Annotated in this window: 16 protein-coding genes; 6 read left to right on the top strand and 10 right to left on the bottom strand. The window is 57.3% G+C overall.

Features of this window, described 5'->3' with window-relative positions:
- The first annotated feature begins 388 nt into the window (after positions 1-388).
- Positions 389-1,753 carry a bifunctional UDP-N-acetylglucosamine diphosphorylase/glucosamine-1-phosphate N-acetyltransferase GlmU gene (gene glmU, locus SIC18_RS10120; protein WP_048346592.1) on the top strand — a complete coding sequence of 455 codons (1,365 nt, stop codon included), beginning with the start codon at positions 389-391 and terminating at the stop codon, positions 1,751-1,753.
- Between the two features lie 106 nt (positions 1,754-1,859).
- A complete protein-coding gene (locus SIC18_RS10115) occupies positions 1,860-2,054 on the top strand; it encodes a hypothetical protein (RefSeq protein WP_048348164.1) in 195 nt (64 codons plus the stop codon).
- 1 nt (position 2,055) lies between these two features.
- Here the strand turns inward: SIC18_RS10115 and SIC18_RS10110 are convergent, their stop codons facing one another.
- From SIC18_RS10110 to menD, 6 genes are read right to left on the bottom strand one after another with little or no spacing between them, the layout of a single operon-like run.
- Positions 2,056-3,426: a UDP-N-acetylmuramoyl-tripeptide--D-alanyl-D-alanine ligase gene (locus SIC18_RS10110; RefSeq protein ID WP_413429534.1), complete on the bottom strand. Its 1,371-nt coding sequence runs from the start codon at positions 3,424-3,426 to the stop codon at positions 2,056-2,058.
- Positions 3,427-3,428: 2 nt separating this feature from the next.
- A complete protein-coding gene (locus tag SIC18_RS10105; protein WP_413429532.1) occupies positions 3,429-4,256 on the bottom strand; it encodes a hypothetical protein in 828 nt (275 codons plus the stop codon).
- A gap of 18 nt (positions 4,257-4,274) precedes the next feature.
- The gene (gene glgA / locus SIC18_RS10100; RefSeq protein WP_413429531.1) at positions 4,275-5,834 is read right to left on the bottom strand and encodes a glycogen synthase GlgA; all 1,560 of its coding nucleotides are present in this window, start codon (positions 5,832-5,834) and stop codon (positions 4,275-4,277) included.
- Positions 5,835-5,893: 59 nt separating this feature from the next.
- Positions 5,894-6,610, bottom strand: a complete 717-nt coding sequence (locus tag SIC18_RS10095) for a L,D-transpeptidase (RefSeq protein WP_413429530.1) — start codon at positions 6,608-6,610, stop codon at positions 5,894-5,896.
- A gap of 44 nt (positions 6,611-6,654) precedes the next feature.
- Entirely contained in the window at positions 6,655-7,530 is an 876-nt protein-coding gene (menB, locus tag SIC18_RS10090; protein ID WP_048346588.1) for a 1,4-dihydroxy-2-naphthoyl-CoA synthase, read from the bottom strand.
- Between the two features lie 5 nt (positions 7,531-7,535).
- Positions 7,536-9,269: a 2-succinyl-5-enolpyruvyl-6-hydroxy-3-cyclohexene-1-carboxylic-acid synthase gene (menD, locus tag SIC18_RS10085; protein ID WP_413429528.1), complete on the bottom strand. Its 1,734-nt coding sequence runs from the start codon at positions 9,267-9,269 to the stop codon at positions 7,536-7,538.
- A gap of 86 nt (positions 9,270-9,355) precedes the next feature.
- Between menD and lepB the strand changes: the two genes are divergently transcribed.
- Both lepB and SIC18_RS10075 read left to right on the top strand, forming a co-directional pair.
- Positions 9,356-9,970, top strand: coding sequence for a signal peptidase I (lepB, locus tag SIC18_RS10080; RefSeq protein WP_413429527.1), 615 nt, complete (start codon positions 9,356-9,358; stop codon positions 9,968-9,970).
- Between the two features lie 15 nt (positions 9,971-9,985).
- On the top strand, positions 9,986-10,339 hold the full coding sequence (locus SIC18_RS10075) for a DUF760 domain-containing protein (RefSeq protein WP_048348161.1): 354 nt from the start codon (positions 9,986-9,988) through the stop codon (positions 10,337-10,339).
- 86 nt (positions 10,340-10,425) lie between these two features.
- Here SIC18_RS10075 and SIC18_RS10070 read toward each other — a convergent pair whose 3' ends face one another.
- Positions 10,426-11,610 (bottom strand): DUF4336 domain-containing protein, encoded by a 1,185-nt coding sequence (locus SIC18_RS10070; RefSeq protein WP_413430535.1) that lies wholly within the window; start codon positions 11,608-11,610, stop codon positions 10,426-10,428.
- Positions 11,611-11,791: 181 nt separating this feature from the next.
- On the opposite strand from SIC18_RS10070, the gene SIC18_RS10065 reads away from it, so the two are divergent.
- Both SIC18_RS10065 and SIC18_RS10060 read left to right on the top strand, forming a co-directional pair.
- Positions 11,792-11,983, top strand: a complete 192-nt coding sequence (locus tag SIC18_RS10065) for a hypothetical protein (RefSeq protein WP_413429526.1) — start codon at positions 11,792-11,794, stop codon at positions 11,981-11,983.
- A gap of 100 nt (positions 11,984-12,083) precedes the next feature.
- Positions 12,084-12,494 (top strand): hypothetical protein, encoded by a 411-nt coding sequence (locus SIC18_RS10060; RefSeq protein ID WP_413429525.1) that lies wholly within the window; start codon positions 12,084-12,086, stop codon positions 12,492-12,494.
- Positions 12,495-12,770: 276 nt separating this feature from the next.
- Here the strand turns inward: SIC18_RS10060 and SIC18_RS10055 are convergent, their stop codons facing one another.
- The 3 genes from SIC18_RS10055 to SIC18_RS10045 all read right to left on the bottom strand — a co-directional run bounded on the left by SIC18_RS10055 (position 12,771) and on the right by SIC18_RS10045 (position 14,444).
- Positions 12,771-13,328: a Coq4 family protein gene (locus SIC18_RS10055; RefSeq protein WP_413429524.1), complete on the bottom strand. Its 558-nt coding sequence runs from the start codon at positions 13,326-13,328 to the stop codon at positions 12,771-12,773.
- 238 nt (positions 13,329-13,566) lie between these two features.
- A complete protein-coding gene (locus SIC18_RS10050) occupies positions 13,567-13,773 on the bottom strand; it encodes a hypothetical protein (RefSeq protein WP_413429523.1) in 207 nt (68 codons plus the stop codon).
- A gap of 239 nt (positions 13,774-14,012) precedes the next feature.
- Positions 14,013-14,444: a tellurite resistance TerB family protein gene (locus tag SIC18_RS10045; RefSeq protein ID WP_048348159.1), complete on the bottom strand. Its 432-nt coding sequence runs from the start codon at positions 14,442-14,444 to the stop codon at positions 14,013-14,015.
- Between the last annotated feature and the right edge of the window lie 180 nt (positions 14,445-14,624).

Here is a 14,624-nt window from a genome sequence, read left to right as displayed (position 1 = left end):
TTTGTTTGAATTTAACATGTTATCGCTGCGTTGTTTTGTATTCGAGTCTTCTCTGTTGCGGTTGGATGGTGGCTATGACTTTCGGTGTTTTTTAATCTAGACTCTTTGCTTATTGTGTCGATTCCATCTTTGACTGCGCTTCGTGATTGTGATGTCTCATTGTTCACGGGTTTGCAGATTGTGATTCATTTAGAGCCCTGCGTCTGTTTGAGCGTTGAGAGTTAGGCCTTGGTCTTGATGTCGTAGGCCTAGCGGCGGTGGAGGTGCCGGCAGAGCTCTTGTCTCGATCCCCAAGTTTCTTGTGGCGATCTGGCTTCAGCAGTTCAGTGTTGACCTGTTCCCAGAGTGAGGTTTCGCCGGTAGATTTCGCCGGTCTTGCACCCGTCTCATGCTCGCTGTTGCCGTTCTTGCTGCTGGGAAAGGCACCCGCATGAAAAGTGCGCTACCCAAGGTGCTGCAACCCTTGGCGGGCGCAACCTTGGTGGAACGCGTGCTCGCTAGTGCCCGTAATCTCGCGCCGGAGCGCCGGTTGTTGATCGTTGGCCATCAGGCTGAGCGGGTAGAAGCACAGCTCAGCTCCAATGGCGGGCTCGAATTCGTGTTGCAACAGCCGCAGAACGGAACAGGGCATGCTGTTCAGCAGTTGTTGGCTCCTCTCAAGGGTTTTCAGGGTGATTTGTTAGTGCTGAATGGTGATGTCCCGCTGTTGCGAGCAGAGACGATCGATGCACTCGTGAGGACTCACCGCAACAGCAAGGCGGATGTGACCTTGTTAACAGCAAGGCTCGACGATCCCACTGGCTATGGCCGTGTCTTTGCGGATGACCAGGGTCGGGTGAGCGGAATCATTGAACATCGAGATTGCAGCGATGAGCAACGGGCCAACAATCTCACGAATGCTGGAATCTATTGCTTCAACTGGGGAAAACTTGCTGAGGTTTTGCCGAAATTGAGCACCGATAACGATCAGGGCGAGCTTTACCTCACTGACACGGTTCAGCTCTTAGATGTGGCGATGCAGATGGAGGTGAGTGATCCCAATGAAGTGAATGGAATCAATAACCGCAGACAACTGGCTCAGTGTGAGGCCGTTTTGCAACAGCGTTTGCGTGATCACTGGATGGATGAGGGTGTGACCTTCGTGGACCCTGCCAGTTGCACCCTCAGTGAAGACTGCAGCTTTGGCTCTGATGTGGTGATCGAACCACAAACCCATCTGCGTGGCGCCTGCCGGATTGGAGATAACTGCCGTTTAGGTCCTGGTAGCTTGCTGGACAATGCACAACTCGGGTGTGATGTCACGGTTGTGCAATCCGTGGTGCGCGATGCACGCGTTGGTCATGATGTTGCCATTGGTCCCTTCGCGCACATCCGACCAGCTACACATGTTGGTGATTCCTGCAAGATTGGAAATTTTGTTGAAATTAAAAAAAGTGTGATCGCTGCTGGAAGCAAGGTGAATCACCTCAGCTACATCGGTGATGCGGAATTAGGTGCCAATGTGAATGTAGGAGCTGGCACGATTACAGCCAACTTTGATGGCACGAATAAGCATCTCACCGTGATTGGTGAGGGCAGTAAAACGGGGGCCAATTCTGTTTTGGTTGCTCCTGTTGTAATCGGAAAAAATGTCACGATCGGAGCAGGATCCACAATTACTAAAGCTGTTCCTGATGGTTCCCTGGCGATCGGCCGTGCGAAGCAACTCACCAAGGAAGGATGGGACCGCAACACTAAGGCTGCTCAATCTTGAGCACTGGTTTGTTGATGGCTGAGCTAAATCAACAGACTTTTTTCACAGCATGGCCTTGGCCTTCCTTCATCGATGCGTAAGCGTGGGGCGTCAGGTTGTTAGTCCCATGACTGATTACAAGCGTTTTACTGTTCGCTATCGCGATGCGAGTAGTGATTACCAAGAAGAATGCTTTTATGCAGCCGATGCCTTTGAAGCGCGGGTTTTGGCAATGGAGAAAATTCGCTATATCCATGATCATCCCCATGCGATCGATTTGATCCGCTGCGAAGGCCAGTCAGATTCGCTGAGAGTCGCCTGATCTAAAGCTGTGGCAGTAGCGGCAGCAATCGTTCAAGAGCAATTCCTCGACTCGCTTTCAAGAGCACGGTGTCTCCAGGCCTGAGCCACTCGATCAGAGGCTCTGCAGCCTGTTCGGGGGTCTCCACCTGTCGAAATCGAGGCCATTTTGAACTGGCATCGCTCATGGCCTTGGCCTCCGCGCCGGTTGCTACAACCACCAGTCCATCAAGGTTCAGCGTTGCGGCATGGTCGATGACCGCTTTATGCAAGCGAACACTGTCTGCTCCGAGCTCCAGCATCGTGCCGAGTACTGCAAAACGTCGACCTGGCTGAGCCGCCAGGAGATCCAACGCCGCAAATACGGCTTCCGGTGATGCGTTGTATGTCTCATCAAGAATCGTCAATGCGCCGATTTGCCGTCGGCGATTGCGACCCCCTGGTACTTCAACCTCGAGCTGTTCCAGGTCTGAGGGTTCAACCCCGAGGGCGTGAGCGACGGCGATTGCCAACAGGAAATTGCGTGCATTGTGCCTCCCTTCCAGGGGGCAGTTGTAGGAGTGATTTCCCAGGCTGATGCGACCAGTCAGCGGGTTGTACTCGCCGAGATCATCAGCGACATACGTGGTGGTGTTGTCATCGTCGATGAGTGCAACACGTCGCACTCGACCACTCCAGCATTGGGCCAGGGCCGCATCCAAGAGAGGGTCTCCAGCTGGAATGACAACAAGGCCATCTGGTGAGAGGGCAGCTGTGATTTCACACTTGGCTGCGGCAATCGCCTCTCGACTGCCTAAGCGACCAATATGTGCCGTGCCGATATTGGTGATCACAGCAATATCCGGTTCAGCACAACGCGATAAGCGTTCAATTTCACCGGGTCCGCGCATTCCCATCTCCACCACGACAGCGGCGTGCTGCTCGTCTACCCCGAGCAATGTGAGCGGCACACCAACGTCGTTGTTGTTGTTGCCAACACTGGCTTGGACGGCGCCAAGGGGTGCCAGCGCGGCACGAATCAGCTCTCTTGTGGTGGTCTTACCGGCGGAGCCGGTTACGGCTACAACAGCGCTGTTGAGGTTGCGTCGCGCCAAGCAGGCCATCTGTTGGTAGGCCTTGAGCGTGTCGTCCACGGTCCAGTGCAACAGATTCCGAGGTATTGGGATCTCGCTATCACGGGCTACAACGGCTGCCTGGATGCCTTGTTCAGTGGCAGATGCGAGGAAGCGATGGCCATCAAAGCGCTCACCGCGGAGCGGCACAAAAAAGTCGTCTGGAGTGAGCAGTCGGCTATCTGTGCAGACACGGCCCAAGCGTTGTTGGAGGTTGGGCACGGCGCCATCAGCCCGTTGCGGTGGCCCCCAGAGCGAAACGAGATCAGCCAGATCCAGCACTTTCAAATCCTCTTTGGATCGAACACGATCATGCCCCCACCAATTCTGGCGGGTCGTGCCAACAGCTCTTGGTGTGCATTCACGAGACGCAAATCGGCGTAACCCTGTTCTTCCAGTCGGTTCCACCAGGTGTCTGCCAGTTGTTGGCGTTGATCTGGAGAGTGTTGCAGCCAAGCGGCAGCATCGATTTGCAGAATCACAGCATTCCGCTCCGGTTGCGGTTGGGCCGAAACAATCAGAGCTGATCCCTGGCTGCTCTGTGTGTTGCCTTCTTCAACCAGAAGGTCCAGGAGAGGATTAACGAGCAACTCACCTGACTCCGTCTCTGCGGAGGGCGGTTCATGATCCCCGCTGACAGGCGTTGGGGCTTCCTCAGCCGCTATGAGCTCGTCTGGCTCCTTGGGCCTGCTGCTGTTTTGCTCGGTTGGGACCTCCGCCAGTCCTTGGTTGTTGAGATCGGCATCGACGCTGGTGGTGATCGGTAGAGGACGAGCTTCCGGAAAGGCGGTGGTACGGACGCGCTCCACCTCTGGCGGTGAGGGTGGCGATTGGCCTTGAAGGGCCTGACGCAGTTGAATCCCGCCCAGGATCAGCACGGCGAGGCTGAACCCCAGCAGCGCAGGCCAAAACAGTGCTGTCCATTGTTTGGGCCAGAACGCTGGAACCGAAAGATCTCCCTCGCGGTTTCGTCGCCAGATCTCTTGGCTGCGCAGACGGACATCAGCGCTAACGGCCTTCAGGTCTTGGCTTAGGGCCTTCCACGGGCTGTTGTAAGGAGCCGGTAGGTCGCTTTGTTTGTCAGAGGACTGCGGTTGGAAGGAATCCTGCATTCGAGGTTGCCTGCAGCATCAGCGTCGCTGACCACCAAACAGTCTGGCCAGGGGGTTGCGTGTGTCGTCGGCTCCCTTGGACAGGTTTTCGCTGGGTTGTTCAGGGGGACTGGTTGGGGCTCCATGTTGGCCTTGGGCCAAGGAGGGATCGGCATCCTGCCCCTGGGAAAACTGTTCCACAGCAGCAGCATCCGGGCCTGGCTCCTTGAGACCAGAGACCTCACGGTACATCTGGTCGTATTCCAGAGCGGAACGGGCCCAGCTGTAGTCCTGCCGCATGCCCCTTCGCTGGAGTTCGCGCCAGCTGTCTTGATGGCGGAAGGCTTCCCAGGAGCGCACAAGGGCGGTGAAGAAGTCCACGGGATCGAAACGATCGAAGCAGAAGCCAGTGCCGCTGTCCTGCCCTGGATCGTGGGGTGGAACCGTATCGACCAGACCACCCACCTTTCTCACCACGGGCACACAGCCGTAGCGCATGGCGAGCAATTGACTGATGCCACAGGGCTCAAAACGACTGGGCATCAGGAAGGCGTCACTGCCGGCGTAAATCAAGCGTGAGAGGTCGTCGTCGTAGGTGAGGAACACGGACACTCGGCCTGGATGGCGGGAGGCCATCTGCCATAGACCGGACTCCAAGCCGCGATCACCGGTGCCGAGCACCACGATCTGGGTGTCGGTATAAGCGAGTAGGCGATCCGCCACTTGCAACAGCAGGTCGACGCCTTTTTGATCGACCAGACGGCTCACCATGCCCAGCAGATAGGCATCAGGTCTGACTTCAAGACCCATCCGTTCCTGCAGCACCTGTTTGTTGCGGGCGCGACCCGACAAATCATCGGCACTGAAGGTGGCGGGCAAGGCTCGATCGGTGGCTGGATTCCAGGCCTCCAGATCAATCCCGTTCAGGATGCCGCGCAGCTTGCCGGAGATGTAATTGAGCAACCCATCAAGCTTTTCGCCGTATTCCGAGGTGCGGATCTCCCTGGAATAGGTGGGTGACACCGCATTCACGCCATCGGCATAGAGCAGGGCGGCAGCCATGGTGTGGTCGCCTTGCATGTACCAAGGGCACCAGGTCATCCGATCCAGCTTCCAGCGCCAGGGGCCCTGGTATTTGAGGTTGTGGATCGTGTAAACGGTGCTGATCTCTGGATCCTGGTGCATCCACACCGGAATCATCCCGGTGTGCCAGTCATGGCAATGGAGAACGTTGGGCTTCCAGACGTTCCAGGAAAATTCAGCTGCAGCGCTGGCAAAAAAGGTGAAACGCCAATCTTCATCTTCTCCGCCATAAATCCGTTCTGGGTCAAAGACGGGGTGACCAACCAGGTAGATGGTGAGTCCATTGCTGGGATGACGGGTTTCAAAAACCGCAAACTCCGTTCCCATGGTCTGGCCTCGCCAGATCGGTTCCGCCGGGATCTCCAACCGAGACCAGAGCTTGCCGTATCCCGGCATGATCAAGCGCACGTCGTGCCCCAGAGCCTTCAAGGCAGGGGGGAGGGATCCGACCACATCGCCCATCCCACCGACTTTCACCATGGGGGCGCATTCGGCGGCGGCAAAGAGCACGCGCATGGACGATCAAACCTGATAAGCCGCGAGACTTTAGACGCATAACCGCCTTGTGATCGCTTTCAAGGGATCACGGTCACCTGTGTCCCCACCCTGACGAGATCGAACACCTCCTGAACGTTCTCCTCATACAGACGCACGCAGCCATGGGAAACGGCCCGGCCAACCGTCCAGCGATAGGGGGTGCCGTGGAACCCTGCCACGGTGCAGCCGTTGATATCCAGGTATTGCTCGCCGTCCCATCCCGAGCGTCCATTGCAGTCGCGATAGAAGCCAATCCAGCGTGATCCCAGCGGGTTTTTTGTGCTTTCAGCCTCCACAAGATCACCGCTCACCGGATGGGTCCACACCGGTTCTTTCACCTTTTCAAACACCCGGAAGCGTCCGGCAGGGGTCTCCCAACCTGTGGTGCCCACCGCCGCTGGAAACCGGCGTGTCATCCGGCCATCTCTCAAAACCAGGAGTTGATGGTGCTTGCGGTCGAGCACGAGCTGCAAACCCTTGCGCTCCATCACATCGCTCGGAACACGGGCTAGTGAAGCGGCATCGCTCAATGGGATCGCCAGGGGCGGGATCGGATCGGATTTGCGTTTTGGAACCTCCTCTGGAGCCTCCACCAAAATCTCGCCCTTGATCTCTCTTTGACGGTCTTCCGCAATCTCTTGCGCCGCTGCAATGCCGGCTCCTCCAACCCCTACTCCACCAAGGAGGCTCAGCAGCGAGGCCGCTAGCAGCGAAGTACGCAGGCCCAATGTCGGAGCTTGCTTTGGACAACGCATCAGAGGAGGCGAGACTGGCCCCTATTTTTTAGCGACTTCAGGGGCTATGGCAGCCATGGCGTGTCGGAAAAATCAGGATTGCGTTTTTCCAGAAAGGCATTGCGGCCCTCTTGGCCCTCCTCGGTTCGATAAAAAAGATGGGTGGCTTGTCCTGCTAATTCCTGGATGCCAGCCAAGCCATCGGTTTCTGCATTGAAAGCTGCTTTCAGGCAGCGAATCGCTGTGGGACTGTGCTGCAACACCTCCCTGGCCCAACGCACCCCTTCGGCCTCCAAGGCATCGAGGGGAACCACGGCATTGACGAGTCCCATTTGAAGGGCCTCTTCAGCGCCGTATTGACGGCAGAGGAACCAGATCTCCTTGGCTTTGCGTTGCCCCACCACGCGGGCCAAGTAGCCGGCCCCGAAGCCGCCATCAAAACTGCCAACCCGAGGCCCGGTTTGACCAAAGACAGCGTTCTCTGCCGCCAGGCTGAGGTCGCAGAGCAGGTGCAGGACCTGACCGCCACCGATTGCATAACCCGCCACCAGGGCGATCACCACCTTGGGCAGGCTGCGAATGATGCGCTGAAGGTCGAGCACGTTGAGGCGTGGCAGGCCTGTTTCGTCGAGATAGCCCCCATCTCCGCGCACGCTTTGATCGCCGCCGGCGCAAAAGGCATAACCCCCATCGGCAGCAGGACCTACACCGGTGAGCAGCACCACCCCGATGCGGCTGTCATCGCGGATCCGGGCAAACGCATCACAAAGTTCTGAAACCGTGCGAGGCCGGAAGGCATTGCGCTTGGTGGGTCGATTGATCGCTAAACGGGCGATGCCCTCATCAGATCGATCCAGGAGCACATCCTCGTAGTTCCCCCATGGCTGCCAGTTCACTCCGCTGGATCCTGGGAGCACCTGTCGGATGACGGGCTCTGGCATGGCGATCAGGAAAGGCTTTTGCTCAGTTGTAACGCCTTACGCAGATTCCGGCGAAGCTGGGCATCGTTGCTGCGATCGGTGCAGACCCGCAGGAGCGCTGGTCCAGCACGGCCCAACCCCCATTCCAAAGCGGTGGGGAGATCGTCGAGGCAGGCGAGCTGACGCACGGGGATGGAATGGGCTGCGGCGAGAGCCAGTGGGTCCACCTGTTGGGGCATCGCAAACAGCTGGTTAAAGCCATCGCTGGGGGACGTTTTGATCGGCAGCTGTTCAAAAATGCCGCCTCCGGCGTTGTCGATCAACAGCACCAATAAGGGCAGCTGGTCAGCGCTGGCCAGGAGCCAGCCGTTGCTGCCATGCAAAAGCGCTAAGTCACCTGTGATCAGCATCGTTGGACCGAGCTCGGCCGCGATGCCCAGGGCCAGGGAGAGGGTGCCATCAATGCCTGAGGCTCCCCGAAAGCTGAAACAGCGTCTCCGGCCGATATCGCTTGCGGCAAAGGCTTGCCAATCGCGCACCGGGCTGCTTGCTGCCAGCATCACGGGCAGCTCTGCTGGCAACAGTTGCCCTAAGGAGAGCATCAACGCGGGTTCGTTGGCGGCTCCCCGCGTTGGCAGAAGCTCAAAGAGGTGTTGTTGCAGATCACGATCTGCCTTGCTCCAGGCCTCCAGGAGCGCCCCTCCATGAGCTTCAACATTCTGATTTGTTGCGTTAACAGCCCGCAGCTTGGGCTTGACCTGCTTCCACCATTGCGCCAGGCCGCCGCTCCATTGCTCGGCGATATCAAGGGGATCGAGCGGGCGGGGATCTCCTTCTGTGATCAGGAGTTGGGGGCCCTGTTGGTCGGCAAGCCAGGCCTCGAGGCGACGACTGGCAGGCATCGAGCCCAGCCGAAGCACCTGGGCGTTTGCTGGCAGCTGGCTCAAGCCGTTGGGAAGCAGCAGATCCCAAGAGCGAATGACGCCTCCTAACTGGCTCGGAACCGCCGCGAGGGGATCGGCGAGCACGGGCCAGCCACAGCGCTCCTGCCAGGCGATTAAGGCGGCTTGATAGGCCTCAAGCGTGCCGCTCAGGCCTCGCCAGGGTCCGGCAACGATGACACCGGGTTGATCGGGGTCGAGGGCTGGTGCCGCGAACTGACTGGCGGGCTTCCACAGCTCTTGGTTGTGGGTGATGGCCACGGACTTTGCACTGTTCCATTGCCTCCAAAACGCGTTCTGCTGATCCAGATCAGGGTGCAGGGGTTCCTCAAAGGGGAGATTGAGATGGACAGGTCCGGGCGGCTGATGCAGATGCCTCCAGGCGTTCTCAGCAAGGGCTTGCAGCTCATGATCCAGCCCTGCGCTAAGGCCATCCAAGGGCCCTGATCCGTACCAGCGGCACACCGAGGTCAGGAAGGATTCCTGATTCACGGTTTGATTCGCCCCTTTGTTTTTGAGCCTTAGGGGGCGATCCGCGCTGATCAGCAGCAGTGGCTGGCTTGAGCGATCCGCCTCTACGGCGGCGGGCAACAGGTTGGCCACCGCCGTTCCGGAGGTGGTGATCACGGCCGTGGCAATCCCAGAGGCGCTGGATCGACCCAGGGCATAAAACCCAGCAGATCGTTCATCGATTGCTGTGTTGAGCGTGATCAGCCCAGCGCGCATTAAGCCTGCTGCGGCAAGGGCTAATGGGCCGGATCGACTCCCAGGACACAGCACCACATGGCGCAGACCCTGTTGCTGGAGGGTCTGAAGCAACAGGACAGCAGCCTGCAGATTGGCGAGGGCCTGCGTCAGGGAAGAGGCGATGGCTAATGCGATCCTCGGCTAACGCAGAACCTGCCATGGCAACCACTCCCAACTCAGAACCCAAGCGCAACAGTTGGAAAGGTCTGCTGTTGTGGGTGTTGTTGGCCCTTTTTCTGCGATGGCAGGTGATCGAGCCCCGCTGGATTCCTTCGGGGTCGATGCTGCCCACCTTGCAGCTGCAGGACCGAATTCTGGTGGAGAAAATCACTCCCAAACTGAACCGCCAACGCCATAGGCCGATCGGCTTGGATCAAATCGTGGTGTTTGCCGTTCCACCCCAGCTCGTTGAGGCTGGCTATGACGCCAACGCCGCCTTGATCAAGCGCGTTGTGGGTCGTCCTGGAGACACGATTGAAGTGCGCGGCGGCCAGTTGCTGCGCAACAGCAGTCCGGTGCCAGAGGGTTGGATGCCTGCGGCGATGGATTACGACCAGGGCCCACTCACCGTTCCCCAAGGGCAGTACTGGGTGTTGGGCGACAACCGCAATGCCAGTCTCGATTCCCATGTCTGGGGTGCTCTGCCCGATGAACAGGTGATTGGCACCGCGGTCTGGCGCTACTGGCCCTTGAACCGGTTCGGTCCGATTCGGTTCTTACACCAAGATTCTGAGGTGCCGCAGATCGCAGCTGCGATAGGGTCACATGACTGACGAACGGTGGGCAGGGTGTTCAATCCAGAGTTCCTAACCACGGACAGCCAGGACGGCCAGCCCGTTAACAGCTTGATCCAATATCTCCAGGACCAATCGCCAGACGTGCTGCAGCGGGTGGCTCGTTCAGCCAGTAACGATATTCAAGACATCATTCGCCACAACGTTCAAGGATTGCTGGGCATGCTTCCTGGCGAGCAGTTTGAGGTGAAAGTCACCTCTAATCGCGACAATTTGGCCAATATGTTGGCCTCCGCGATGATGACTGGGTATTTCCTGCGTCAGATGGAGCAGCGCAAGGAGCTTGAAGAAGCGCTTTTCGCTGATGATGAAATGGCTGTGAACCCAGACAATGATTTAAATCTCTGAGTCCATTTTGTTCTGACTAATTGCTGCAATCAGTCTGTTTTGAATCTTTTTCATTGCTTGCATTGATTGACCGATTTGTTGGAAGATCAGTCGTTTTTTAATGGGTCGTCAGGGACAAATCCAATCTTTAAAAGTTGCTCGTCGATGCCACCGAGGAAAGCCCAATTCCCTTCGTTAGGTGCCCATGTTTTCTGTTTCAATTCCGATCGCAACGTCGATGCATCCTGAGTGGTGAATGGCAGAGGCGCGCTGTAATGGGCGGGGATCAACCAGCGCAGATCCGATTTGGATTCCAGTTGTTGAAGCCAGGCGGTGATCGCTTCTTGGGCTCGCGGTAACACCAGTCGTTCCAGCACCGGGGCCACCTGCAGCTTGGCTGCTTCATCCCCCATTAAGGCCGCAGCATCGTCACGCCACCCCTCTTGCCAATCAAAGGGGTACAGCCCGAAATGGGCTGTCCAAGTCCGCAAGCCAGGCCGGAAGGCATGGCGCAGCAGCTCTGCCATGGGTGGCACGCGCAAGCAATGGGGCCTGAGATACGAGGCGAAGAGCACCAATCGGGCCCAGCCACGCCGGCGGGCCTCAGGCGAATCAGTGAGGGGTTGATCACCACGCTCGCGCGCATGAAACAGCACAGGCGTGGGATCGCGATCAAAGATCGCGGGTGGTGTGGAGTGAATGCCCACCAGGGCATCGGTAATCAACAGGGAGCCACTGGGTTGATGCAGGCAGCTGATCTCTTGAAACCGGCCTACACCGAGATCGAGTGGACCAAGCGAAATCCATTGGCATACCTCGGGATGGGGCACGCCATCCCTGAGCAAAACTTTGGTGCGTGCTGCCGGTACACCGAGCCAGCTCAGAGGAAGTTGCACTGGAAAACTCCACTGGCCTGGGCAGACCCACACGTCAGCCTTAGGGAAGGCGCGAGCGAGGGGGCCGAGCGGCAGCTTGTGCTCCAGGCCAGATGCGGTGGGCAACACGATCGTGCAGACGGGCCCATGCTCAGCTTCCAGTGCTGCCAGGCCTGCGAGTAATTCGGCCGTGGGTGGCAGCGGATTCACCAGCATCAAGCCGCCGGGCACCTTCACCACGGTGAGCCGGATCGGCACCGCCACGTAATAGATGCCCTGGAGCTGCTCAAAGCTCCACACCTGGCCGGGGATCAGCTCTTCAACGTGGGTGGCGCGCTTGCCATAGGGATACAGCGGCAGCAGCGGCCACCAACCCCAACGCTGATCAGGAGGATTCACACCAGCTCCAGCCACCATGCTCCCCGTCAATGCAGTGATTCTGCAGAGGAATGGATCAGGCCAGGGTCAAACCACCCACTCCGGCGCAAAAAACAGCACCACACGCCACGCCGGTTGCCGCCAACTCACCAACAGAACAAACGCCACCAACGCCAGGCTGAAGTGAAGACTCAACGCTGGGGCACACCTTCCATAAACGATGGCCAACGCTTACTCCACCCAAGAAAGCAATTGCGTCATAAACAAGTCAGTTGCTTCAAAAGGCTCACTTTCACAGAATCAAGCCAAGCGGAAGAAAAAGGGGGGACGCTTCACTCAACCCCCGCAATTAGAGAATCCAGACTGTCAGCAGCAGCCACTCAAGGCACAAGACCTGTCTGAGGTCAGCTAATGATGGTCTTAAAAAATGGCACTTTGACATACAAAGAGCACATAGAGTTACAAGAACAGCCTCTTTGTTCCAGAGGCATTCTCCACGGGGAGCCAGAGGAATGTCTATGCAGAACAGAACAAATGATTCGATGATGTCATCACCCAAAATTATTCACATTGGGCTTTGGAAAATCAAGAAAGACGTGAGTCCAATAGCAATTACAGATGTGGACAAGCAGGTTAAGTCATTCAAAACCAGAATCCCAGGGATTGAATTGGCACACGCCGGCCCCTTGGAAATGTTTAACTTCCCGCAGGAAATTGTGGATGCCTTCGGCATTTCGCCTGATGCGACATTTTTGGCCAGGGGTTACAATCACTGTTTGTTTATTGTCTTTGAAAACAAAAATTATCGCATTGCATATGACACTTCAAAGCCTCACCTTGACTTATCACCAATGATGATGCCATTAATTGAAGACGGCATGAACGGTGTACTGACTGTCGATTTTTGCTTGCCCAGGATGTAGCCATAGACTGCGTACATGATCAGGCAGCAGTCATACACAAGACCGCGCAAGAGGTTCGTTCATACATCTATCGCGAATAGGTTTTAAATGGTTCATTTTTGAGTATGGCCTTCAGTATGGTCCCGAGTTGCCTTTGATCACGTCCAATTGCACAGACAACTCTGGGGAACTTAGTTACCAGTTCTCAAACTCACCTCAGTTAGTCGCTTGCTAGAAGCATCAGCGGAAACCAAGGCCATCGCTGATCTCGTCAAGTCGGCAATGGTCATGACAACTTCAACCGTCTGCCGCCTCCCCGGGCAGCCGCGGAAACGGGCTGGTCTGAAGCAGCGAGCAGATGCCGAGCCTCTCGCGCCACACATCGAGAGGGGTTTCCCAGCCCTCCTCCCAGCGCTGGGCGAGCAGGGGGCGAGCCTTGGCACCAAGATTGAGGCCGTAGGCAATCGCCACACCTACGTCAACTCCTGCACCCTCGCTTGCATTTGTGTCCGTGTCATCGGAGTCTGCGTCGCTGACTCGATGGACCAGGTCGGCAGCGATCAGGAGTGCACTGCCTGGCCAGCGCAGCTGTTCGGTGGTGAGACCGTTGGCGGCAGCTTCGCCGGCCATGGTGATCGGCAATCCGGCGATCACATGCCAGAGATCGTGAGTGTGGCGGATGCGCATCTGCAAGTAGGCGTCGTCGCCTTCGACCCCATCCGGCAGCACGGGAGCGGGCAGTTCACTCAGACCTTGCGATGACATAAACAGGCCGTAGACATGGCCCAGCGATCCCGCCGGCAAGGCCACCAGCTCAGGTAGGGCCGGCCAGTTCCCCCAGTAGCGCTCCTGCACCAGCGGACGGATGGCCGGGTCGGTCTTGAGGCGGATGCGGGCCACCTGCGCCACCTCCGTTCCGTAGGTGGCATTGAGCAGGTCGAAGGCAAAGTCGAGGTTCTCCGGATCACTGCAGAGCTCAGCCAGATCTACGGCCAGTCGCTTCAGCAAGGTGCGGTTGGTCGATGCCACAGCAGGAGCTCCCCATGCGCTTCGATCATCCGACAGTCCGGCGGGTGGCCGCAGCTTTGTTAGATCATGCCTCCGCCAACTGCCGCATCTCAGCGGCTTTGGCTGGATTCACACGACCATCCCTGCTCGTCTCAACTGCGCCGAATGGCACTTTCGCGGTGTGATGACCACACCAAGTTTCATCGGTGAGAAGGTCCTTGGTTAGGGACATATGCGCAAGTTCTTTCTGTCCATCTCCTGTGATGCAGGATTCAAAGCGAGGTCGAACCACTGGGGAATTGAGCTCAATCCAGCCCAGTTGCACAAAATTCCAGAGACATATGGGGGACAAGCCCCTCAAACAAGATTCGAAAACTGGGAGCTAGGTGGCAGCAGCGGCAAACAAGGCCAGCATTGATTAGCTGGATCGCGATCTGCTCCCACGCTTGATCCTCGGTTCTGTCGATATCACCTCTTGCACCCTTATCGAGGCGTTGTCGTTGACGTCATCGTCCTGAAGATTCAGGATCTTCAGGCTGGTTGTGCTTGCTGCTTAGACCAGAGCTTCAGTTGATTGTGCAAGACATCAAACACCGAATCGATACGATCGGATTCTGGTTTGGCAATCGAGAGAATCAGAGCCAGATGATCCAGATGTCGGCGCTCCTCGGGCTCGTAAGGTCCGTCAGATCGCATCAACTCTGATGCCATGGCGTAAGCGGTGAGTGATTGGCTGCTGCTCAGCGCCTGAGCCGCTTCAAGCATGAGCGCGTTGTTACCGATTTCACGGCGACGTGTCAGGAGGCAGTCGATGAGATCAACCATGGATTGCTCACGCATGTTGCAGTAGGGCTCGCGGTAATCGAGCGCATGGCGGAAGGCCCGTCCCCCCGCTGGAGTGAGCGAGCCATCCCAAGCCACAGCTGTCAATCCAATGGCAGCAAAGGCAGTCAGCGAGTCCATAACAGCAGCATTTCGGTGTCTGTTTTCAATGCCGGCGTCAACATGGTGATGATCACCGATTGAGGCCCCAGCACTCTCAATGTGCTCTTCGCTGTTCCAGTCTGATCGTGCTGTTGATAACCATTTGAAGCACTTGAGTAGAACCACTCACTTGCCTTGCCTGTGTTTCCTGAGCCTGCG

This window comes from Synechococcus sp. Cu2B8-bc1011 (assembly GCF_047302735.1).
Classification (GTDB): Bacteria; Cyanobacteriota; Cyanobacteriia; order PCC-6307; family Cyanobiaceae; genus Synechococcus_C.
Note: the sequence above shows the minus strand (reverse complement) of the source record. Positions and strands in the feature narration are given on the sequence as shown.